The organism is Paenibacillus endoradicis (assembly GCF_024721975.1).
Map to the genome: position 1 here is coordinate 409,625 of NZ_JANQBB010000005.1, position 23,677 is coordinate 433,301.

At 35.2% G+C, this 23,677-nt stretch carries 21 protein-coding genes; 19 read left to right on the forward strand and 2 right to left on the reverse strand.

Annotation, left to right across the window (positions count from 1 at the left end):
- The first annotated feature begins 68 nt into the window (after positions 1-68).
- The 8 genes from dxs (at position 69) to NV377_RS18390 (ending at position 9,461) form a co-directional block, all read left to right on the forward strand.
- Positions 69-1,970, forward strand: coding sequence for a 1-deoxy-D-xylulose-5-phosphate synthase (gene dxs, locus NV377_RS18355; protein ID WP_258202245.1), 1,902 nt, complete (start codon positions 69-71; stop codon positions 1,968-1,970).
- Positions 1,971-1,984: 14 nt separating this feature from the next.
- A complete protein-coding gene (locus tag NV377_RS18360; RefSeq protein WP_258202246.1) occupies positions 1,985-2,821 on the forward strand; it encodes a TlyA family RNA methyltransferase in 837 nt (278 codons plus the stop codon).
- A 197-nt stretch (positions 2,822-3,018) separates the two neighbouring features.
- Entirely contained in the window at positions 3,019-3,483 is a 465-nt protein-coding gene (locus tag NV377_RS18365; protein WP_258202247.1) for a hypothetical protein, read from the forward strand.
- Between the two features lie 21 nt (positions 3,484-3,504).
- Positions 3,505-3,957: a transcriptional regulator AhrC/ArgR gene (ahrC, locus tag NV377_RS18370; RefSeq protein WP_258202248.1), complete on the forward strand. Its 453-nt coding sequence runs from the start codon at positions 3,505-3,507 to the stop codon at positions 3,955-3,957.
- A gap of 136 nt (positions 3,958-4,093) precedes the next feature.
- Entirely contained in the window at positions 4,094-5,800 is a 1,707-nt protein-coding gene (recN, locus tag NV377_RS18375) for a DNA repair protein RecN (RefSeq protein ID WP_258202249.1), read from the forward strand.
- Positions 5,801-5,919: 119 nt separating this feature from the next.
- A complete protein-coding gene (gene spoIVB, locus NV377_RS18380; protein WP_258202250.1) occupies positions 5,920-7,251 on the forward strand; it encodes a SpoIVB peptidase in 1,332 nt (443 codons plus the stop codon).
- 247 nt (positions 7,252-7,498) lie between these two features.
- Positions 7,499-8,314 carry a sporulation transcription factor Spo0A gene (spo0A, locus tag NV377_RS18385; protein WP_258202251.1) on the forward strand — a complete coding sequence of 272 codons (816 nt, stop codon included), beginning with the start codon at positions 7,499-7,501 and terminating at the stop codon, positions 8,312-8,314.
- 163 nt (positions 8,315-8,477) lie between these two features.
- Positions 8,478-9,461, forward strand: coding sequence for a tyrosine-type recombinase/integrase (locus tag NV377_RS18390; protein ID WP_258202252.1), 984 nt, complete (start codon positions 8,478-8,480; stop codon positions 9,459-9,461).
- Positions 9,462-9,829: 368 nt separating this feature from the next.
- On the opposite strand, the gene NV377_RS18395 is transcribed toward NV377_RS18390, so the two are convergent.
- Positions 9,830-10,774 carry a hypothetical protein gene (locus tag NV377_RS18395; RefSeq protein ID WP_258202253.1) on the reverse strand — a complete coding sequence of 315 codons (945 nt, stop codon included), beginning with the start codon at positions 10,772-10,774 and terminating at the stop codon, positions 9,830-9,832.
- 503 nt (positions 10,775-11,277) lie between these two features.
- Here NV377_RS18395 and NV377_RS18400 point away from each other — a divergent pair.
- The 9 genes from NV377_RS18400 to NV377_RS18440 all read left to right on the forward strand — a co-directional run bounded on the left by NV377_RS18400 (position 11,278) and on the right by NV377_RS18440 (position 19,915).
- Positions 11,278-11,457, forward strand: a complete 180-nt coding sequence (locus NV377_RS18400; RefSeq protein ID WP_258202254.1) for a hypothetical protein — start codon at positions 11,278-11,280, stop codon at positions 11,455-11,457.
- Between the two features lie 69 nt (positions 11,458-11,526).
- Positions 11,527-11,922, forward strand: coding sequence for a hypothetical protein (locus tag NV377_RS18405; protein ID WP_258202255.1), 396 nt, complete (start codon positions 11,527-11,529; stop codon positions 11,920-11,922).
- 78 nt (positions 11,923-12,000) lie between these two features.
- Positions 12,001-13,392, forward strand: a complete 1,392-nt coding sequence (locus tag NV377_RS18410) for a hypothetical protein (protein WP_258202256.1) — start codon at positions 12,001-12,003, stop codon at positions 13,390-13,392.
- A 354-nt stretch (positions 13,393-13,746) separates the two neighbouring features.
- Positions 13,747-14,241: a hypothetical protein gene (locus NV377_RS18415; protein WP_258202257.1), complete on the forward strand. Its 495-nt coding sequence runs from the start codon at positions 13,747-13,749 to the stop codon at positions 14,239-14,241.
- A gap of 40 nt (positions 14,242-14,281) precedes the next feature.
- Complete coding sequence (locus NV377_RS18420) at positions 14,282-14,659, forward strand: YgiT-type zinc finger protein (RefSeq protein ID WP_258202258.1); 378 nt, start codon at positions 14,282-14,284, stop codon at positions 14,657-14,659.
- Between the two features lie 2 nt (positions 14,660-14,661).
- Positions 14,662-14,991: a hypothetical protein gene (locus NV377_RS18425; protein WP_258202259.1), complete on the forward strand. Its 330-nt coding sequence runs from the start codon at positions 14,662-14,664 to the stop codon at positions 14,989-14,991.
- Between the two features lie 86 nt (positions 14,992-15,077).
- Positions 15,078-18,293, forward strand: a complete 3,216-nt coding sequence (locus NV377_RS18430; RefSeq protein ID WP_258202260.1) for a DUF4097 family beta strand repeat-containing protein — start codon at positions 15,078-15,080, stop codon at positions 18,291-18,293.
- A 380-nt stretch (positions 18,294-18,673) separates the two neighbouring features.
- Positions 18,674-18,847, forward strand: a complete 174-nt coding sequence (locus NV377_RS18435; RefSeq protein WP_258202261.1) for a hypothetical protein — start codon at positions 18,674-18,676, stop codon at positions 18,845-18,847.
- A 54-nt stretch (positions 18,848-18,901) separates the two neighbouring features.
- Positions 18,902-19,915 carry a hypothetical protein gene (locus NV377_RS18440; RefSeq protein ID WP_258202262.1) on the forward strand — a complete coding sequence of 338 codons (1,014 nt, stop codon included), beginning with the start codon at positions 18,902-18,904 and terminating at the stop codon, positions 19,913-19,915.
- A 680-nt stretch (positions 19,916-20,595) separates the two neighbouring features.
- On the opposite strand, the gene NV377_RS18445 is transcribed toward NV377_RS18440, so the two are convergent.
- A complete protein-coding gene (locus NV377_RS18445) occupies positions 20,596-21,246 on the reverse strand; it encodes a hypothetical protein (RefSeq protein WP_258202263.1) in 651 nt (216 codons plus the stop codon).
- A gap of 371 nt (positions 21,247-21,617) precedes the next feature.
- Between NV377_RS18445 and NV377_RS18450 the strand changes: the two genes are divergently transcribed.
- Together NV377_RS18450 and NV377_RS18455 are read left to right on the forward strand one after the other, a co-directional pair.
- Complete coding sequence (locus NV377_RS18450) at positions 21,618-22,214, forward strand: recombinase family protein (protein ID WP_258202264.1); 597 nt, start codon at positions 21,618-21,620, stop codon at positions 22,212-22,214.
- Positions 22,215-22,588: 374 nt separating this feature from the next.
- Positions 22,589-23,677 carry a dsDNA nuclease domain-containing protein gene (locus NV377_RS18455; protein ID WP_258202265.1) on the forward strand — a complete coding sequence of 363 codons (1,089 nt, stop codon included), beginning with the start codon at positions 22,589-22,591 and terminating at the stop codon, positions 23,675-23,677.

Below are 23,677 nucleotides of genomic sequence, written 5' to 3' on the forward strand. Positions count from 1 at the left end.
CTATAATATATGGTAATGAATAAAGGGATTGGGATCACAATCTTTTTTTTGAAAGCGAGGAAAGCAATGTGCTTTTAGAACATGTAGATGGCCCCGAAGATTTAAAACATTTAACAACAGATCAATTAGAACAATTAGCAGAAGAAATTCGTCAATTTTTAATTGGTCAATTGTCTATTACTGGTGGTCATCTCGCTCCAAATCTTGGAGTTGTTGAGCTTACTCTAGCAATGCACTACTTATTTGACAGTCCAAAAGATAAATTTATTTTCGATGTTGGACATCAGTCATATGTTCACAAAATTATTACTGGTCGTAAAGATCAATTTGATACATTACGGAAATATAAAGGTTTATGCGGATTTGTGAAACGCAATGAAAGTGAACATGATGTATGGGAAGCTGGACATAGCAGTACCTCATTATCTGCAGCTATAGGTATGGCAATGGCACGCGACTTTAAAGGTGAGAATAATCGCGTTGTAGCAATGATCGGTGATGGTGCTCTAACCGGTGGTATGGCACTAGAAGCGTTAAATCATATTGGGCATGAGAAACGTAAATTAATCGTTATCTTGAATGACAATGAAATGTCTATTGCTCCAAATGTTGGTGCTCTCCATCAGTATTTAAGTAAAATTCGTACTGGTCGCCAATATCAGAAAGCAAAAGAAGATGTTAATCAATTGCTCAATAAGATTCCTGCTATTGGTGGGAAGCTTGCTGAAACTGTATCAAGATTTAAGGATAGCGTGAAATACTTATTAATGAGCGGTATTCTGTTTGAACAGTTTGGTCTTTCTTATCTTGGACCGGTCGATGGGCATGATATGGAAGCATTATTGGAAACACTGAAGCAAGCCGATAAGATTAATGGACCAGTCTTAGTTCATGTCATCACAACCAAAGGCAAAGGCTATAAGCCCGCTGAAAACGATTCTCATACATGGCATGGTGCATCTCCATATAAGATTGAGTCAGGAAAAATGGTCAAAGCAGTTGGACCTCCGATGTATACTAAAATTTTCGGAGATGTACTCATTGAGTTGGCTGAAAAAGATGATCGTATTGTTGCGGTAACACCAGCAATGCCAGGTGGATCAGGATTACTTGATTTTGCTAATCGATTCCCTACACGAATGATTGATGTAGGAATTGCAGAACAGCATGCTGCTACGATGGCGGCAGCACTTGCTATTGAAGGAATGAAGCCTGTATTTGCGGTTTACTCCACATTCTTGCAACGTGCGTATGATCAAGTTGTTCATGATATTTGTCGTCAAAATCTTAATGTTATTTTTGCTATTGATCGAGCTGGATTTGTTGGTCCTGATGGGGAAACTCATCAAGGCGTATATGATATTCCTTTCTTACGTCATGTACCTAATATCGTTATTATGATGCCTAAAGATGAGAATGAACTACGTCAAATGATGAAAACAGCTGTTGAATATAATGATGGACCAATTGCAATAAGATATCCGCGTATTAACGTTGAAGGTGTTGAACTACTGCCGGAATTAACAACGCTTCCGATTGGATCATGGGAAGTATTGAAAGACGGAGAATCTGAATTCGCAATATTGGCCATTGGTCCAATGATAAAAGTTGCGAAAGAAGCAGCAGAACAGTTAAAACGTGAAGGTATCGATGTTGAAATTATTAATGCTCGTTTCGTGAAGCCGTTGGATCATGAAATGCTTCAACGATTAGCTAAACAACATAAAAAACTAATTGTTATTGAAGAAAGTGCTGAACTAGGCGGACTAGGAAGCGCAATTCTTGAACATTATTCGCAACAACATATTGATGATATGGTTATTCGTCTGATGGGTATACCTGATTTATTTGTAGAGCATGGAAGCATTGCCGAGCAGAGAGATGAGATTGGATTAAATGCCCAAAGCGTTATTAAAGTCGTGCATGATATGTTGCCAAAGCGTAAGAAAAGTGCTAATTTGCACAATTGATAGGTAGGGATACAATGACAGCAGTTCCAAAGGAACGAATAGATGTATTACTTGTTGAACTTGGTTATTTTGATAGTCGTGAGAAAGCGAAGAAAGCATTGATGGCTGGACTTGTCCTCGTTGATGAAGAACCAGTTGATAAAGCTGGAATGAAAGTTGCTCGTTCATCTGCTATTAAAGTAAAAGGTTCGATACATCCGTATGTTAGTCGAGGCGGCTTGAAATTAGAAAAAGCAATTAAAAGCTTTGAACTTAATATGCAAGATGTAATTATGCTTGATATTGGTGCTTCAACTGGTGGTTTCACAGATTGTGCTCTGCAACATGGAGCATCTTATGTGTATGCTATAGATGTCGGATATAATCAATTGGACTGGTCTCTTAGGCAACATGAGCAAGTCAATGTGATGGAAAGAACAAATTTCAGATATCTAACCGTAGAGGAATTGCAAGGACCGAATCCGAATTTTGCGAGTATTGATGTATCATTTATCTCGTTAAAACATATTCTACCTACATTATCTACATTATTCCCAGTTGGATCTTCAGTAGTTGCACTTATTAAACCGCAATTCGAAGCTGGCCGTGAAAAAGTCGGTAAGTTAGGCGTAGTTCGTGAGCCAAGTGTTCACAAAGAAGTATTAGTGAATGTTCTTAGTATGGCTAACGAGATAGGTTATTCTCTTAAAAATTTGACGTTTTCTCCAATTACAGGCGGCGAAGGAAACATTGAGTTCCTAGCACAATGGACTTGGGAAAACACTCCAAATGGTGAAGAAATCCCTCTGGAACGTATTGAGAATATCGTACTTGAAGCTAATGAAACGTTTAAAGTGAACGCGAAAAAATAATATCCAACAAGAAGGATGCCAATCGGTAATTTATCGTGAGGCATCTTTTCTCTTTACAGGGACTCAGTAATTGAGATAAACTGTAAATACAAACAAATGTTCTATATCCACCTCAGATGCGCTTTTCACTCCATAGATGTATATTATTTTGAATGAGTACTTGTGGAAGTTGGAGAAGTATAGGAGGGGGAGTTAAGTTGGCACCATACGGTGAGTGGTTTATTATGATTGTTGCTGGAATTCTATTATTACTATTAGCATATCGCTGGTTATATCGTTGGCTACATACCGCTCAGACAATGTCCAGAATTAAGTTAGGCAAAGGCGGGAGAATTAAGGAAGATGATCCTAATGTTACTTTACTAACGAAGAATGGATATATAGTTATATCGGGGCGTCATACAATTCCGATCGCGATTGAGTTAGATGATATAGTGCTGGATAAGGCAACTAATGTATATGTAGACTACGTTGTTGAAAAAAAGGGTCGCATGTATCTTGTAAAGTATGAACGTGAACGTCATCCTATGGAGTGGACAAATAACGAAATACGTGATCGTTTGTTGATGTATTCGTTATTAGTTCCTGACATGTCGGGAATAATATATATTAATTATAGAGAAGGAACGCTTAGGAAAATTGCGTTTCACTTTGTTGAATAATAAGGAATAGGGGTCATATAAGTGAAAGGTATAAGACAGTTTAAAATAAAGGAAATTATTACGGCTCGTGATGTAGAAACTCAAGAAGATCTGGTGGAAGCATTGCGCCATAGTGGAATGCAAGTTACACAAGCAACCGTTTCTAGAGATATTAAAGAGCTAATGCTTATCAAAATTCCTTCGTCTTCAGGAAGTTATAAATATGCAATGCCCGGTGAAAGTCAAAAACCAAATCCAATTCATAAACTTCGCAGAGCGCTGCAGGATCATTTCACACATATTGATTACACAGATAATCTGGTTGTTATGAAATGCTTACCTGGTACTGCAAATACGATTGCCGCATTAATTGACACGATGGACACTCCTGATATTATGGGCACAATTTCGGGAGATGATACGATACTTATTATTTGCCGGTCGAGTACTCAAAGTAAATTAGTTGTTGAACGTTTTATAGATATGTTGAAATAGGAATATATTTTTTTTCATTACTACAGAAGTAAATCCATTATCTTATGAAAAGTTCAGCTTATGCTTACGAAGCAACTTTTCATTTGCCAAGTAGTAAATCCATTATCTTATGAAAAGTTTTAGGAGGCGTATGTTCATGCTACATGAACTTTCTATTCGCAACTTAGCAGTTATTGAAGAGGCAAGTGTACAATTTCATAATGGCTTTCATGTATTAACGGGTGAGACCGGTGCAGGTAAATCAATATTGATTGATGCATTGAGTTTAGTTGTCGGTGGGCGAGGGTCTGCTGATATGGTTCGTTATGGTTGTGATAAATCTGAGGTAGAAGCTATGTTTGATTTATCAACTGAACATCCTGTATGGTCGAAGTTAGCAAATCTTGGTATACAACATGACCGAAACGAAATGTTAATTGTTCGTCGTGAACTAAGTTCTACTGGCAAAAGTAGTAGCCGTGTGAACGGTCAACTTGTTACGATTACAATGTTACGAGAAATTGGAGAAAGCCTTGTTAATATTCACGGTCAGCATGAGCATCAATCACTTCTTAAAAATGAGCAGCATCTGGAATGGTTAGATATGTATGGTGGTTCAAGCCTTCTGAATAATAAAAAAGCTTATGCACAACAATATGAACAATTATTACTTATTCGCTCACAATTACATGAATTAGAAAATACTTCACGTCACAATGTTCAAATGCAAGATCTGTATATGTTCCAAATCGAAGAAATTAGTGCAGCCAAATTAAAACCTGGTGAAGATGAGGAATTATTAGAACAACGTAAAATGCTTATGTATGCTGAGAAACGCACTTCATCTGTCAATGAAGCTTACGGTTTATTGAATGATGGACAAGGTATAGAAGCATTGAGTAGAGCAATAACTCGCTTAACAGATATCGTTAGTTATGACGAAACTGCATTATCTCCAATGATCGAACAGCTTCAAGCTGCTTATTATGGTGCAGAAGATGTAATGTATCAACTTCGTAATTATAGAGATGGGATAGAATCTGATCCTGAGCAGCTAATTTACGTAGAGGATCGACTTGATCTTATTCGATCATTAAAACGCAAATACGGTGAAAGTATTGAGGAAATCATTGCCTATTTGGCGAAAATTACAGATGAACGTGATAAGATGGAAAATCGTGATGAGCGATTGCAGCTATTAAAAGAACAAGAAGAAACAGAGTATAAACAAGCCTATGTGTTGGCTGATCAGCTATCTGTATTACGTAAGCAGGCAGCTATTAAGCTTTCTAATGAAATCAAAGAACAACTTACTGGTCTACAAATGGGTGCAGCGAAATTCGAAGTAGAGATCAATCACACTACTCAAGACGCTGAGGAGCGAGTACGGTTAAGCGCTACTGGAATTGATCATGCAGTCTTCATGATGAGCACGAATCCAGGAGAGCCTTTGAAGCCGTTACATAAGGTAGCATCAGGCGGAGAAATGTCACGTATTATGTTGGCATTGAAATCTATCTTTGCGCAGATCGACCAAATTCCTGTACTTATATTCGATGAGGTAGATACTGGAGTAAGTGGACGAGCAGCGCAGGCCATTGCAGAAAAATTATCCTCCCTTGCAGTAGATTGCCAAGTTTTCTCAATAAGCCATTTACCTCAAGTTGCTTGTATGGCAGATCATCACTATGAAATCCGTAAGCAATTTGTAGGAGAACGAACATATACATCTGTCTCACAGCTGACAGGAGAACAAAGAATTAATGAACTTGCTCGTATGCTAGGTGGCGTAGAAATAACTGAAAAAACAAAACATCATGCTCAAGAAATGTTAGATTTGGCTCTGGGCTTGAAAGGTGCGTAATGTAAGGAAATATGGGAATGTTTTTGTGGTCATAAAACTTGTTGCTCGGGGTAACTTATAGGTACGCCATTGGCGATCTACCTATCGTCATGCGATGGAATGACAGGAGCGTGAAAAGATTGGACCCAAAGCAACCTAGACGTATTTTTGGACTAATTCTCGTAATTATGGTCGGTCTTATCGGAATATCTACACCGATGCAGCAGATTGTAGCTTTTCCCGATGAACTCAGGCTATTTACTGGGCAATTAAAAAACGTACAGTATAGTGTGCCCGTGCACGCTCGATTAACGGTAGATCCAGAAGTATTGCAAGTGAATGGTTCAACAGAATCTTCTTTGTCAGTAAGTTTGAAAGATCCGTTATCATTACATTCTTATCAAATTGGTCAGACCCAAATGAAAGTGAAATTATTTGGTAAGATCCCGTTCAAGACTGTGAAAGTAGATGTTGTGCCAGATCTTAAAGTTGTACCTGGTGGGCAAACCATCGGTGTAAAGGTAAATTCAGCTGGTGTGTTGGTGGTTGGTCATCATCAAGTAGCAGATGAATCCAGTCAGAAACAATCTCCTGGGGAAGTAGCGGGTCTTCGTCTTGGTGATCTTATTGTTGGTATTAACAGAGACAAAGTGCAGAATGTTAAGCAATTAGGTGAACTATGTGAAAAATATAGTTCTAATAAAAAGCCCTTGAACATTACTTTTATTCGTAATGGTAAATCGATGCAAACTAAGCTAAAACCAATTTATGATAAAGGTGATCAAGCTTGGAGAATCGGTCTCTATATTCGTGATTCTGCTGCAGGAGTCGGGACGTTGACATTCTATGCCCCAGATCAAGGTGTATATGGCGCATTAGGACATGTCATTACGGATATGGACACGGGAACTCCGATCGTTGTTGGAGATGGTGAGATTTTGCAATCAAGCGTAACATCAATTAATAAGAGTCAAAATGGTGATCCAGGTGAAAAACGAGCAATCTTTGTTAAAGAGAAAAAAATTCTAGGAAGTATAGAACGTAATACTCCATTCGGAATATTTGGTAAGATGAATGAGATGCCGACGCACAGCTTTGACAGTGATGCAATTCCAGTTGCATTTGCAGAAGATGTGAAGGAAGGGCCTGCACAAATCTTAACCGTATTAAATGGACAAACGGTAGAACGTTTTGATATTGAAGTTGTTCATGTTGCTAAGCAATCATCGCCTGCAACAAAAGGTATGGTGCTTAAGATTACAGATGAACGATTAATAAGTAAAACCGGTGGTATCGTGCAAGGGATGTCAGGTAGTCCGATTATTCAAGATGGGAAATTAATTGGAGCAGTTACACATGTATTCGTGAATGATCCTACTTCTGGGTATGGCTGTTTCATTGAATGGATGTTACAAGATGCAGGAGTATTGTTACACTCAGAAACTGATCTTGAGCAAAATATTGCTTCATAACGATAAGAAGGTCACCATTACAAGAAAAATGTAATGGTGACCTTCTCTATAGTTGTAGTAGCTTATCTTGTGAGCTTATGTCGAATTGTTTCGAAGCTTGTAGTCAAATGTTTATTATATCGAAATACTGAAAAAAAATAAAGAAAAATGATTTTCGACAGAAGGAAATCATATTCTCATGTCGAAACTGTAGTGAGACAGATTAATTCGACTCGACATTCATATAATTTAAAGGGAGGCTTACATCTTGCAGAAGATTGACGTATTATTGGCAGATGACAACCGAGAATTTACTAACTTGTTATCGGAATTTATTTCTGAACAAAGTGATATGAATGTGTGTGGAGTAGCATTTAATAGAGATGAAGTATTAAGACATTTGGAGAGCGCTAGAAAGTTGCCAGATGTATTAATTCTCGATATCATTATGCCTCATTTAGATGGACTAGGAGTTCTTGAAAAGATCAGAGAGATGGATCTTAATCCTATGCCGAAGATTATTATGTTGACGGCGTTCGGTCAAGAAAATATTACGCAAAAAGCAGTACAATTAGGGGCATCATATTACATATTAAAACCGTTCGATATGGATATGCTTTCTAACCGCATTAGACAATTAGTAGGTTCTCAATCAGGTTCTATGAGTTCTTCTACATTCAATTCGAGCCTTTCAATGAGCAGATCGAATGTTGTTCCAATCGGTAAAGGCAAAAATCTTGATGCTAACATTACAAGTATCATCCATGAAATCGGTGTTCCAGCACATATTAAGGGATATCAATACCTTCGTGAAGCAATTACGATGGTATATAACAATATTGAAATACTTGGATCAATCACAAAAACATTGTATCCAGCTATCGCGGAAAAATTCAAAACGACACCATCTCGTGTAGAAAGAGCAATTCGTCACGCGATCGAAGTCGCTTGGACTCGCGGCAACATCGACAGCATTAGCCATCTATTCGGCTATACAGTCAATATTAGCAAGTCTAAGCCAACTAACTCGGAGTTTATTGCAATGGTGGCAGACAAACTAAGGATTGAGCATAAGGTTAGCTGAACGTAGGATACGTAAGGGGTTAAGACTACTGGGAACTGTTTACATCCAGTATATAAAAACCAATAAACTTGTATTGAATCCTATAAACTTTTTCCATCTCACCCGATAAACCTTTTTGGTTTATTGGGTTTTGTGTTTTTAGGAAAAGAGATGGAGGATTCACATGAAGTTATCGGAATTGGAGTTTTATTTAGAGGATTTTTTAGCTTATTGTCAAAACAAAAATTTATCACGAAAGACCATTAGTTCATATGAACAATCTTTGAAACTATTTGTAGCTTATTTAAAGAATCTGCATGATGTGGATAAGGTGAAAGAAGTTCGTACAGGACATATTAGGCAGTATATTGCTTATGTACAAGAGCGAGGGAAGTATACGGTAGTGAATCGAGAGTCATCGAAACTGGTTAATTTTCCTGAAAACAGAACAGATTTTAAAAAAGAGGTTTCATCAATTACAATAAATAACTACATTCGTAACATTAAGGTTCTTTTTAATTGGTTAAAACAAGAAGGGGAGTTAATCAAAAATCCTGTTGATAATATCTCACAAATAAAAACTGTAAGAAGACAGAAAAAGGGGATAAGTCAAGAAGAGTTTAATGGATTGATTGAAAAATTTGATTATACCAAGTTTCATGGATATCGAAATAAAATGATCGTGTTATTGTTGCAAGATACTGGCATGAGAATCGGTGAATGCTTAGAATTAGTTGTCGATGCAATAGACTTTAAGAGTAAAATGATTCTATTGACTAAAACTAAAGGTAACAAAGAACGTTATGTATATTTTTCCAATGTGATGCAAAGGGAACTAAAACAATATTTGAAATTTAAAGATAGATATACCGATAGCGAATTACTATTCCCGACGACAAAAGGAACTAATTTAAGTATTCAATCATTTGAGAAGCAATTAAAAGATACTAGTAAGATGGCAGGGTTAGATGTACATCCTCACATGATAAGAAATAACTTTGCTCGGCATTATTTGTTGAATGGCGGGGATTTCTATACGTTATCTCGAATTTTGGGTCATAGTTCTGTAACGGTAACCGAACAAGCCTATATGGATTTAACCCGTGAAGAAATTGCGAAGAAATATCAAAATCATTCGCCACTTAGCAAGTGGAAGCTACAAAGTTAACCGTTGAATATATTTTTTAGTAATAAGAGAAGGCTCTCTATCACAATAGAGAGCCTTCTCTTATTCGTATTAAATTAATCGTATAAACAAATAAGGATTTATCATGTACATAAATACTTGGATATGTATTACGGATGCGATAAGTTGAAGCATTCGAGAAATAATATTTAATATATTGTTTTGAATATCGTGTGATTTCAGCAATTTGTCATATAACTATATGTGTCGGGAATTACTTATTGGTAAAACGCTATGTTGAAACTTCTTCCTCTGTTGAAATCGTTTAATTAAAGAAATTCGAGAAACTCGGAAGAGTCAAGTTATAAAAAAAGGCCGTGAGGTTACGGTCTTAATTGGGCAGTGAAAACTTACTCGGATATTGAGCCATCTTCGTTTACAGTGTATATGTCCACGATTTTGTCGTTTTCGTCGTAAACGAATGTTTTAATGTTATTACCTATTTCGTAAATAGCTATACCACCATTGGATGTACTTTCTTGACTATCTGGTTCGCCATAAACTTTGATAACGGAACGTAGGGAGTCCCCTAATGAAATATTATTTTTCGCTTCATTTTCCGACTCGTATTCGACTATCGTAATGAGGTTATCCAATAGTATTTCTGTTTCTTGTTTTACCCATTCTAAATGTGGTTCGTGTCTTTCTGTAATTAATGTTTTAGTACGTTCTGTAAGGTTGTTATATTCGAGATTATCCATGAGATAAATATAAGTTGTTAGCTCCGAATATGACATATTTCCTATTTCGGGCATGTTTTTGTATCTAGTAGTTAATGTAGCGTATGTAACCTCATCGTAAAGAGAATGAATTTTCTCGCTATATGTATTCTTTGTTTCTGAATCTAACATCTCATAATATTTTAATGAATCTTGATAATCATTGATTGGATTATAACCACGCCTTATATCGTATTCTGTATATTCTAAATAGTGTAGAACATATTTTTCTATGATTATTTGCTCCAACGAATAAAATTTTTCTAGTGTAGCTGAATCTATAGGAGGGTTATTGTTTTCTATTTCTGATTTGAATGAATTATATGAGTTGAAAGCTTCTTCTATAGGCTTATTGTTAATTAATTGTTCGATGCGATCAATGCGATCAGATGCTTTGGAATTGGCTTCATCTTGAACAGCTTTATAGATAGCTGCTTCTTTTTGTTGTCTAGCTAATACTTTTTGGTTTTCTTCATTAATTACGTTGAAAGCTACTATAAACGAGGCAACAATTGCTGCGACTCCAAGAGTGTACCCAACCCATTTCCAAATCCTCATATGTTGTTTGTTTTCCACAATTAATCTCTCTCTTTCATGTTGTGTTTTTTTGGGATAATATAACAATATAGTTAAGCCTAAAGTATTGTAACATGAATTGGATAAAAAAGAGAACCTAAAGAATAGTGTATTTTTAATAACTAAATAGTTGAACAAAAGAGAAAAAACGGAATATTGGGTTGCTATATGAAAAACATTTAAGGAGAATGACATTGAAAGAAAAATGAATCTAAAAAGAATTATGTTTGCAAAATGGGAGACACAATATGACCTAGGTGGGATTTATTGTGGATGAAGATGAAAATAGAGTTATATTTTACAGACAGGTATCAAATATCAACATTTACCTTTAAGAGCCAAACGTTTAAAAGTCTTTAATGTTTATGTGTAGCCAAAAACGTAGAATTACCTCCCTAACAATCACTATATGAAGTGAACCACTCTCCGAGAAATACTCGGAGGGTTTTATTTTTGATGATAACATCACAGGTTCATTAATTCACGAAGGAGAGATGATAAGAATGAATGACAAGGAATTACGTGAACGATTATTTGGTTTACAGAAGAAATATGGAACACCAACGGTTTTCATTGCAACAAAATGTGGGGTTTCAAGGGAGCATTTGAGCAGATGGCTGCACGATGAGTCATATGTAATATCCAATGAATTAAAGAGTAAACTCTGCCATTTTACAACTTAATAGAACTCAACAAATCAACCCCATTCATTAAGTGAGTGGGGTTTTTAATTTTAAAGGGAGATGACGAAAATGAAATTGTTACTAGACACACAAACTTATACTCAGAAACCACAAGGTTCGGAGATTGGTAAAATAAACAATCGGATAGCTGATTGTGAAAGAGAAATTACGTTGGATGAACTAGCAATTGAAATCACGAAAGGTAAAACTTTTGTTCCAGCAACATTAAAACAGATAAGTGGGGAAAGAAAGAGACAAAAAAGGAACTGGCAGAGTCAACAGATAATAGCACTAGATATTGACGAGGGATTGTCATTAGAAGAAGCCCTAGAAAATCAATTTATAAAAGAACATGCTTCATTTCTATATACAACATTTTCCCATACAACGGATAAACATAAATTTAGAATAGTATTTGCATTGGATAAGCCTATATACGAATATAGCCATTTTGAAAGTATTTAGCTATATCTCTATAAAAAACTTCCCCAAGCAGATACAGCTTGTAAAGATGGAGTACGCCTTTTCTTCGGTGGAAGAGAGTTGCATACAATTGATTTTTGTAATCGCCTTAAAGTAGATGAGATAGTCCCTTCTAAAAAGGGTTTTGAAGCGGACATAGAGTTAATATATAATATGTCTGCTTCGAAACCCCAATCATTAATACCTAGTCATTTATCAAACAAACTGCAAACAGAATATGGTAGAAATAAACATAGTTCAAACTTCAATGATATCAACAGTAAGAACATTAGTTCACTTCAAACTAAGCTACAGCCAAAACACATTGAATTGTTCAATATGAACGAAGTACATGACTATCTAAAGAAGCAGGATTTACGAAAGTTTTTAGGCGTTCCAAACAGCGGGAATTTTTTTGATATTTTCCATGATGAATTGAGTCCAAGTTCTAGCATATTCATATCTAATCAAAATAACGGACATAATTTGTATAAATGCCATAGTTCAAGTCACCGATTTCTCGGGACAATAATTCAAATAACCGAACGACTCCTTAGATGTAGCAATGTTGAAGCGGAAGATTTCTTAATGCAAGTGTACGATATTAAACTCGTAGAAACAGAACTACAAAAACAAATGAAAAAAACACTGGATGCGAACAAACGTTTGCTAATGTCTCCTGAACTAGAGAAACTTTACCCCTTTTTTTACAAAGTAATTAACCCATTTAGGGATGATTTGTATATTTTATTTGATTTCATTAAAGAGTACTTACCCTCTGGGGATGACCCTGAAATTATGTTTTATCACTCACTGAGGACTATTGCTAAATACCTAAAGATATCTCATGATGCGACAAATCGAAGAATAGGCTTATTTGTATTACTTGAACTAATTCTAAAATACGATGAAGAAAATATTCCAGAGGAATTGGTGCAGAGATTCTCAGAATGGAAGAAACAAAAATCCCACAAGTATAGTAACTCTGTCTATAAAATCCCTAATTACTCTTATGATTTATTGAACATTATTGATTTGAAATGTAAAAAATACATAGAAAATGGCATGACTTTAAAAACAATCAGTTATGAGGGAGTATTTAGGAATTTTGGGCGTGAAGAAGCCAATAGAGTATTTCCACAAGACAAAAATAAGGAAATCAATGAATTAAACGAACAAGTGTCTCGAATATTAGAGAAAACCCTGCTAAGTTTAATTCAAATGAATGGATTCACAACAGAAAAACAGGTTTTAGGTGAAGTTAAACTTTACTTCAAGGGTCAACAGCAATACAAATTAGAACAACTAAAGCGATGCTTAGGCGAGATAATCGAAAATTACTGTCTTTGCAGAGTTCGATTAGATAAAGTTTTAAAAGAAAAATTAGTCTTTCAAGGAAATGGCTACCCATTCGTTATAATGTTTGAAGAGGATTTAAACGCCATGAAAGAGGACCTAGAAAAAAGCGCATAATCACTTTTATGAAAACCAAATAAAGTATTGACATAGAATGTGTAATGCTGTAAAATTATTTCCCGATTTTATCAAATGTGTGATAAAATTACTTGTAAATAGCAGTGGAGTTGGAGGGCATAATGAAAACACAATCATTTAATAATTATAAGGATTGCGAATCCTTATCCTTAACAAACAAAAATTATAGTGATTTTTTTGAAAAGCAGAGTGGCTACTAAGCTACTCTGCTTTTTTATTTTGAAAAATTGGGGTTGTACTTTCTTTGGTACTTTAAGGGAGGTGGTTCGAATGTAACTTGTTGCATCAAAACGATGTAGTAACATAATTTAATCAGAGAGGATTGGGGTTAAAATGAAAACCACAAGTTTAATAGAAAACAAGGGTGATAACTTCCCTGTTAGTGAGAATCATATATTTATTGGAGTAATCTCATCTTCACCCACTGTTGGAAAAATGTTTGCTAAGAGAACGGAGTATTTGTCGGTAGTAAAGGAAGTTAAGAAAGTAGTTGGAAGTCTGGCAATGCTTAATGAAAGCAAAAAATCTACTGTTATCATACCTTTAAAGGGAAATATTGCGGTCGACATAGTTGAAAGGGAAGATTGTATTTTCTTAAACGTCTGTTTTAATGGAAAAACAAATAATGTTGGATTCGCGGGGTTAACCGATACAAAGGGAATTGGGTATAAGAAGTTTTTGGGGAAATATAAGAAACAAATTCCGATTATGCTTATACTGCATTGTAATGAGACCCATGAAGAGACTCTGATTTTTTTGAGGGAAGAAAATTCGTTTGTGAATCTTAAAGAAACAATAAGTGACATGTCACTTACTAATGAAGAGTAAATAGAATCGATATTTTATTTACTATCTAAGGAGTAGGAGCATGATGGGGAATAAAGATAACAGGGATGAAAATGTTCCAGATTCCTTTGAGGGCAAGACTCTTGAAGAATTATGGGCAATGGTATATGGAGAGAAAGAATTAGAAGAACGGAAAGTATTACGTCAGAGGAGGATGTTAAAGTCGGATTACGGAGAAGGAGAGAGTAATTTAATCTCCTGTCCTTCTTGTGATAGTGATGATGTTCCGAATGCTGATATAGATTTTCCTCTAGCGACACGAAACAATAAAATAAGAAGCATCAAAATTAGGGGGGCAAAATGTTCTAGTTGCGGTGAGGAATACATTAATGGTCGAGAAGTGAGAGCAATTGAAAAGGTTTTAGAGCTGTTCGAGGAATTATTTCCTGAGAAGTTGTAGGCATGAGAAGTGAGGGATGTATGATGAGCCAAACTAATGATCTTGAAGAGAAGATTGATATGATTATTACCAGCATGGATGCTATGAATGACACAATAGTTTGTACCATGTCAAGATGTGAAGAGCGACTTAAAGCAATAGAAAAATTGATGTGGAAGATCGAGAGAAAGTTGATAGAACAAGACAAGATACTTGATTTGTTAACGAGAAATGAATTAATCGATCAGTTGGTGAAAAGGGAAATTAATATAGATCGGATTAAACCCTTACACTTACAATCAGAAATATACAGAAAGCAGACAGCAGAAGCGATGATGGATGAGGATGATTAAATAAATTTCTTGTTAAAGCCTTTGAGCAGATTATTGCTTCTAGGCTTTTCTTTTTTCTTCGAAAATTAACTAAAGGAGTGTGATTATTGGTGAGCAATGCTACGATAATTCAGACTAATGACAATATATTTATAGGTTCCGATACTGCTACATCAACAACTATAGGCGATCAGTTATATAGAATAGATACAAGAGCGACCAAGTTATATCAAATTGATAACTTGGTTTTGTTTTGTTCTGGAAACCTGAACTATTGCTATAGATTAGTTGACGAGTTCTTGTTGCAAGAGGTTAGAGACGTAAAAACCATCAAGAAGTTGTTGATGGAAAGCCATAATGGAGAAGATGTAGAGGTTGTTATATGCGAGGTAAAAGATAAAAAAACATTTGTGTATCAACTATCTCCTTATAACGACTTTGAAATTATATGTTTTACAGATATTCCAATCGGGGGAGTAAATGTTGTAACAGCAGGGATTAAAACGAAAGAGTCTCATAACCTTGCATACGACAATTTACTTAACAGAAAGAATGTTTCCGATGTATATAAAACGATATTTGATGATATCTCATATGAAGGAATTGGTGGTACTTTAACTGTGTACAGACTTAATGAAAACGGAGTGAGTAAGTATCTGACTCATGAGATTAAGGAGAAGATAGATTTGAAATTTCTTACACTAAGTGCTGTATTAAATCAATTCCAAAAGAATCTGATAGTGGGAGAGCGCATCTATGGAAAAATCTTTATGGGTGTCAACTTGGCTCTCGAAGATGAAGATGGCGTATTGAAGTTCCAAGGCTCTAAAGGTGAAATATTTGACCGCAACGGAAGGCTTGTAATGAAGCTAGGTTTAGTTGAAGAGAATCCTGATAGATTTGGTCTATGGTCATTTAATGACACTACTAGAGTTAAAATGGACAGCATAGAAGGCTTCGTGATCGACAGAGCGACAACTGACACAACTAATCATTCTGATGGATGGGAGAAGCTTATGTGGGCTGACCCGAAAGATGGAACATTATACACTAAAGGTTTGATTGCCGAGAACATTAAGATAGTTAATAAGATTGGCGATGTGATTCTTGATGCTGAAAATGGCTACTTCAATATCGGAGACTTCGATAACATTGTTATGGATAATAAGTTTACTTCATTAGAGAAGATGCAATTCATTACTGAACTGTACAAGATTAATTCTGGTTATCACAGAACGCTTGAACAAGCAGAAGAGTATAAGAAGTCACAGCGTGATGATGTGTTCGATATGGAAGCACAATTCTTCACGAAGTCACCAAGTACAATTGATCTATACTCAACACAGCCGCTTACTGATGCTTACTTTGCGTTAATGACTTATATCGCTCAATATATTGATGTTGTATCGGCAGACCCATTAGATATCAATGTAAACTCTCCTATGACAGACAGGACAGATGAGATTCCTGATCGTGCAGAGTTCATTTTGAAATTCAAGAACTACTACGATGCAGAGATGAATCTTAGTAATAAAATAGAAGACGCTCAGTTCTATTCTGGTCTTAACATGGGGCAATATTACAATAACGTAGTTATTGGTCAATATGGTTTCATTGCTCTACGTAATGATGGCAAGTACCGCTCAGTGTTGAATGCTACGAATGGTTTAGCATTACAAAAGTGGGAGAAGAACGCATGGGTCAATAAGGTATATGCTTCTATTGGAAACTCTTCATATGAAGATGGAACATTGATTGCAGAAGATTTAGTTGCTAAACGCTTGCGTATCGAGACTAAACTTGGCGATGTGTTGCTTGATGCAGACGCATTAAACTTTGACTTCTCTGTACTTAAATCTATCATATTAGATGATGTAATTATGTCACCAGAAAAGATAACATTAGCCAATCAAATTAAGATCATCACAAAACAATATGTCGCCCTAAAAGAGCAAATTACCAAATACGCAACGGTTATTTATAGTGAAAGAGACTCTTCTTACTATGGTCTTGATACAGCTAAAACAGAGTTAGAAAAACTAGGAACTGAACTTGTTACCACGTATGACGCATTGACTAGCTATATGGCTCCTGTGTTTGTCGATATGAACGCAACAACACATATCATCAATGACCTGAAATCCACTAGACTTATCTTCCATACTAAATGGGAGGACTTCTACAAAGCATATGAGGGTGGCAGAGCGAAGCTTGCTGACTTCTTAGAGAAGTCTTCGTTGCAGTTAGGTCGTAACTACAACAATACTGTTATTGATGCTTTGAATGGCATTGTGGTCACTAGAGGTGACGTTATGCAAAGAGCGATCATGAATGGTAATAATAATGGTGGTTTCAGACTTCAAAAAAATACTAACACAGCACAGTCACCAGTATGGGTTGATAAGTTCTATGCTGATTATGAAGGTAATTTATATGCCGAGGAACTACGTGCAATCAGATTGAGAATCTTGTCTGGTGATGGTGACATGCTTATTGATGGGGACGCTAAGAAGTTCTATCTTAATAAGTTTGATCTTATTGGTGCAGGACTTATTACATCTGAGCATATTATCACTAACACTATTACAGCAGACGATGGATATATTGCCGACTTAACAGTAAATCACTTGAAAACAATAGCGAAAGATGGAGAAGAAGGAGAGTATGTAGACTACATTGATATCAAAGATAATGAAGCGAGATGGATTACTGGTAAGATTGTTACAAAGATTCCTGCAAAAGACTCTAGGGGTAATGATCTCTATTGGAAGGATTCAAGTAAAAAATACTTAACTACTGATGTAACTCCTTACATTGCCTATGACTATGGAAAATTAGAAGAAACAGATAAGTTAAAGTTTGCTTTCGAGGATTCTGGTCAAGCTTCGTATCCGTATAGTGTTTGGGGAGCAGGAGACGGTATTAAAAAGAATACTGGAATAGAATATGCGGATAGTGCAAGAGGGTATCTTTACAAAACCTCGGATGCTTTTCACTTTAGATATAATGCAAGTAACTCAGGGGACTTACGAGAGATCAAGTTACAGGATGACGGGATTGCAATTCATTCGAAAAATAAGCCTATTAAGATATCAGGTAAAGAAGTTACTATAAAATCTATAGACGGCTCAATTCAACTCGTTCATAACTCAGGGACACATATTAAGATAGATTCGACAGGGGATAATATTCAACTTCAACTCTATAATGGTAGCGTTGTTGAGATGAATAACTCGGGATTAAACGTAGAGATAAATGGAAATATAGATATAGCTGCAACTGGAAGTATTAAACTCACAGGTTCAAGGATTGATTTGAACTAAATCTGGTAGCAGAAGGAAAGAGCAGCCATATTCACTGAATACGAACGATTAAGGATTATAGAATTGGGGTAAAAAGTTATCATTTTTAAAAACCGCTCTGCTACGCCCTCATTTAATAATAATCTTATATCTTATATTTTTTTATATATTATATATTATTAAATAAGAGTGGAGCTGAACGGTTTTTAAGATTCTGATACTTAGTCTAACTTAACATTCATAGCCAATTAATACTGTAACGAGATAGTAGAATAAGTGGTGTTATAAGCACTAATTTAATTATAAGGGAGTAAATGAATATAGAAACTGCATTGACCAACCAATTAAAGAGTTGGTCTTTTTTTATACCCAAAAATGATACTACGTGGAGTGATTGAGAAATGAGAGCAGAGCAGGATTATTTCTTTTGTTACAACGCTAAAATGATGGCGCATTTGAAGAGAAGCGGATTTAGTTATATCTGTTCTGCGCTACATGAGAAGAGCGGCAATAAGTTTTGGCTGTTTGCTAGAAACTGCGTGTTACAAGCAAGTATTGATAGCTTCGAGGGATAGGATTATGTAAATGATAATCATTCGTATGGGATAAATAGACAGGAGAGATGGAGTATGTCAAGAAAAAGACAAGCGGTTTTCACAAAATCAGAAATGACTAATCTATTAGGTGTAAGCGAGAAGCAACATGAGGTGTACATGCCTAATGAAATTTTCAATGACCTCACAGAAGCGTTTAAGGAGAATGAGTTACAAGGCAAAACTTCGACGCATATTGCATTTGCGTATTCATACTATTTTTTGGCGAATTACATGTGGAGATATGCACGGTATCGTCACGTTGATGATAAATCAGGAGAAAGCCCAATCAATGAAGGTTTGATTAAACAGATTCTGGGTTTTCCTGCCAAATCGGAACAGTACACATATCTTACTAAGAACAAATCTGGACTACTACAAAATCTAGGTTATATTCGCAAAGAAACAGATAAGCCCTGTAGGTACTTCTATGAAAATAACGGTAAGAAAGAAGTAGTGTTTGTCTATGAAAGCGATTATCCAGAGGTTTATGGTAACAATAAAAATTGGAAAGTATCAATGCCTGTAAAGGGAATTTGGCGATATGAGGAATCAGAGTTAGATAACTGTGAAGACGGAACATTCTATATGATTCAGAAAACTCACAAGATTGACATTGATGTTTTTATCTACTGTATGACTGATGCAGAATTAGGTGTTGAAGGATTTTACCTTTACAGTTTCTTAAAGTATTCAACAGACAAATTCAAAGCATTCGATTGTTCGAATAAAGGAATGGCATATCTAACAGGTATGTCTATTGATGAGGTTAAGAGTCAACTTTACAAATTAGAAAAACGTAATATGATTGAAAATGACCATAAACCATTCTGTCGGAACAAACCGAATGATAAGCAAACTAAGGCAAACACATACAGAATTAATGAAAGATATGAATTTATTTCAAATAAATTTCAGTTTAATACAATTCCTAAGCAACGCAAGATTTCGGCTGAAAGATACGAAATTGAAATTGGGTGGGCAAATGAACGTGAGATTAATGGCGATATTGAAGACTATGAAGAGATGAATGATTTGCCATTCGATTAATGGTGTAACATATCCCATTCCTATTAAGTAGTGGGATATGTTTGTTTAGAACTATCCTGTACGTTAGCCTAATTAACTTCAACAGAATCATGTGATTACATACCAACGATAACATATCCATCCAGCAACAGCATACTAATTATAAGCGATACGATGCGGTCAGAAGGTCATAATGCATTGTATTAGTTATACATTAGCCAATAATAATGAGTCTCATAAGTGGTGATAGGGATGTTAATGAATGCCTGAAAATATAATGCGTAATTCTCTATGCTTGAAAATTGTCGATAGTGTACCGATACATCAACGAAAAGGATAAATAGCGATCAACTACAGTTACTACGCGATCATTGTTTGCTGACTTCTTAGCGTGAGGTCAAACAACTCAAAGAATGACTCCTAGGGCTGTTTGTTATGGATAAAATACGAGTTTTATTGAAATACGAAGGAGCTTATTAATGAGTGGAAATAATGATAATCACATTAAAAACTTACGCAGTCAACTGGAAGACATTATGTTTTAGTAGTAACATCTGAATGTTCCGCCCCATTTTGAGCGTAGATGACTGATGTTATAGCAAAGAAGACCACTTCATAATATCGAAGTGGTCTTCTTTGTGTTACCGATCAAGTTATTTGTATGTGCAATAATCATAGTTAACGGGAGTGATACTTTTATACTATTCTTGAATAGCAGTAACTATACCATCTTCCAGATACACATATCTATCATAGTATACCCATTGTTCATGAACACCATTTTTAGTAGTTGTCTTATTTATATCAGTTGGTTTACCCCAAGTTGAAGTTAAGACTTTTTCTGCTGTCATCCCAATAGATGGTGCGTAGTATTTTTCATTATACTCTCTTCTCGATTTATCAGCTTCCGCTTGTGATTCTGCCGCTCTTTTATCAAGTTCTGCTATTTGTTTACCTGACAAAGCCGTATAATATGACATTAATGTTGAAGGAAGAATGATTCTCTGGTCATCATCATAATACATATCTGAAATATCTCTATAATTTTTATCACATTCGTCGTCATCTACAATAGAATCTTTATTCATACAGCCAGCAAACGTATGTAGCATAGACATTACAGCGTCATCCTGCTTATTGTATGAGACGATTGTTTCTTGTGCTTCTGAATACATTTTATTAGTAAGTAAACATAAAACTTGGCTTTTTATGTTGTCATCTATTATTACATAATCGCTACAAGGAACTACTACCTCTTGAACAGCAATATTCTTTTCTTGTTCAAGACTGGTATTCCCACAAGCTGTTAAAATTACTGATAATGCGAGTAATACAATTATATTCTTTATCATAGTTTATCTCCCTCTGTGTTTGATGCTTATATGTATCACAGATCATATTACCGTATATAAACAGATTTTCCAATGAAATTTCTGTCATATGCTCCTATAAATAATGTAAATCCTTTTATCCGCTTGTATGGAAAGGAAGTGATTAAAAATTTCATCTGACTTTTAAGGTTGGTATGAGAATGGATAAGAACACTTAGAAAAAAATGCTACATTCAAGAATCCTTAGAGTAGTTGTCCAGAAGTTTCGACTTCTGCCATATTATAAAAACAGTTTAAAAGTCTTAAACATTTATACTTGAAATAGTCCAGAAGATAGTCTAAAATAAATAGTATAGAAGTTTATTAAGATTTAGACGAATGGAGCGATTACAATGACATTGTACGGTTATGCTAGAACATCGACAGTTGGGCAGGACAATGGACTAGAGGCTCAGAAGCAACTTCTTAAAGAAGCAGGGTGCGCTAACATCTATCATGAGCAAGTGACTGGTACATCTACAGAGAAGCGTTCTGCGTTGAAGGAACTATTAGAAGCAATGTCAAAAGGTGATACGCTTGTAATAACCAAAATAGATCGTCTAGCACGTTCCATTATAGACTTGAACAGCATTGTCAATGACTTGCTTGCCAGAGGCATTAATGTGAAGTTCTTAAAAGACAATCTACACTTTGAAGTTGTTGAGAAGGCTAGTCCTATGCAAACTCTAATGTTTAACATGCTAGGCTCATTTGCACAATTTGAGAGAGATTTGATAGTAGACCGTACAACAGAAGGTAGAGAACGTGCTAAAGCTAAAGGTACTCACATGGGTCGCCCTGCACTGGATGCAAGCATCATCAAACGTGCATTGAATCTGTACGCTGAGCGTGAGACAAATGGACTGACAGTAAGTGAGATCATCAAGTCGACTGGCATACCGAAGGCTACATTGTACGCTGAATTAAAGAAGCAAGAGAAGTCAAAGTAGTCCATATAGATTGAACAAGAAGCCCATCGTAGAATGATGGGCTTCTTGTCATTTTCATGGAAAATGAAGCGGGTAGGGATTCACCTGCAATTTACTACATTTAAAGTAATATACATGAGGATTAAGGTATAAGGGGGGAATGGTTAACAGTAGATTTACAATTAGATTAGACAAGGAACAGGGGTACACTTCCATGCTAAAACCCTGCTAGAAAATTTTACGATACGAAAGAGTGGGAGGTTATTGGTAATTAGTTTGAATAACTGGAAAAACAACAAAAAATACAATTGCGTAGAAAAAATGAATTATTTCTATTTTCGACAAAATATGGTATACATAATTAGATTGATATTACTATTTTAAATGAGGGGTTTATGATTGAAAGAAAACTCATAGATACAATAAAACTAATACCCGATGATAGAAGTGGTGACCACGCACAAGATGGTTTCGACTATCAATTCTCTACAGCTATATATTTGATGTTAAGTCATTTGAAAGATAAAAGAGACTTCGCATTTATGTATGAAAAGATAGATGATTATGTTTTTGTAAGTGATAAACTTAATTCAGTTGACTTGTATCAGTCAAAAAGTACTTCTCGTACATTAACGGAAAATGAACTGATAAAAAGTGATCCAGTTAAAATTAAGAAAAGTAAAAATAAAACAAAAGATAATACCGATGTAGCGGAACCTAAAACTACAGGATTGTCCATATTAGAGAAGATTCAAAACAATATAGACACTGTAACAACACATATGGGTGAATGTGTTGTTAAAGGACACTTACTTTGGAATAGTGATTATGAATTTGGTGCGAATTTAGTTAAAGATAGTATAATTACAACTAAATCTGATGCTCTTGTTTTAGACGATTTATCTATTAAGGTTAAAGATGGTTTAGTAACAAAGACTAGTAAGTCTGATTTTTCTTGGGAAAATATTAAAGTTAATAGATTGTTGTCAAAAAAGCATCACTTTGATTTAACATGTAAACATATAGAAAAAGTAATACATTCTCTGATTGGAGAAAATAATTCATATAGTGAAGCATTTTATAATAGTTTGTTTATTAAAATAAAAGAAATAAGAATCAGTAAAAAAGAACTCACCAGTGAGTTTTTGTTACATCAAATAAAAACTATCAGTTCACTTGAATCAAAAAAAATAGAAAAAGAAAATTATAGACATTTGATAAGTGATGATGACTATAGAAACAATTTATTGCATATTGCAGTTAATGAGTTGAGTTCTTTGAAAAGTTTACCCGAATATCCTAAAAAAGAAGCATATAATTTGATTTGTGAGTATGTCGATATTAACTATTCTATAATAAAATACCCTCATAAGGTTTTTGATGAGATTTCTGCACTGGAAAAATATTCAGAGATATGTCTTATAAATTCGGAAGAAAATATAAAAGCAATGATAATTTTAGCATTCCTAGAGAAGGAGGTATGA

Bases quoted from the DNA above. Each gene is read 5' to 3' on its own strand.
- NV377_RS18455 (WP_258202265.1), top strand. From the start codon at position 22,589: ATGATTGAAAGAAAACTCATAGATACAATAAAACTAATACCCGATGAT.
- NV377_RS18405 (WP_258202255.1), top strand. From the start codon at position 11,527: ATGAAATTGTTACTAGACACACAAACTTATACTCAGAAACCACAAGGT.
- NV377_RS18435 (WP_258202261.1), top strand. From the start codon at position 18,674: ATGAGAGCAGAGCAGGATTATTTCTTTTGTTACAACGCTAAAATGATG.
- recN (WP_258202249.1), top strand. From the start codon at position 4,094: ATGCTACATGAACTTTCTATTCGCAACTTAGCAGTTATTGAAGAGGCA.
- NV377_RS18420 (WP_258202258.1), top strand. From the start codon at position 14,282: ATGATGGGGAATAAAGATAACAGGGATGAAAATGTTCCAGATTCCTTT.
- NV377_RS18415 (WP_258202257.1), top strand. From the start codon at position 13,747: ATGAAAACCACAAGTTTAATAGAAAACAAGGGTGATAACTTCCCTGTT.
- NV377_RS18445 (WP_258202263.1), bottom strand. From the start codon at position 21,246: ATGATAAAGAATATAATTGTATTACTCGCATTATCAGTAATTTTAACA.
- NV377_RS18360 (WP_258202246.1), top strand. From the start codon at position 1,985: ATGACAGCAGTTCCAAAGGAACGAATAGATGTATTACTTGTTGAACTT.
- NV377_RS18440 (WP_258202262.1), top strand. From the start codon at position 18,902: ATGTCAAGAAAAAGACAAGCGGTTTTCACAAAATCAGAAATGACTAAT.
- NV377_RS18390 (WP_258202252.1), top strand. From the start codon at position 8,478: ATGAAGTTATCGGAATTGGAGTTTTATTTAGAGGATTTTTTAGCTTAT.
- NV377_RS18450 (WP_258202264.1), top strand. From the start codon at position 21,618: ATGACATTGTACGGTTATGCTAGAACATCGACAGTTGGGCAGGACAAT.
- NV377_RS18425 (WP_258202259.1), top strand. From the start codon at position 14,662: ATGAGAAGTGAGGGATGTATGATGAGCCAAACTAATGATCTTGAAGAG.
- NV377_RS18400 (WP_258202254.1), top strand. From the start codon at position 11,278: ATGAATGACAAGGAATTACGTGAACGATTATTTGGTTTACAGAAGAAA.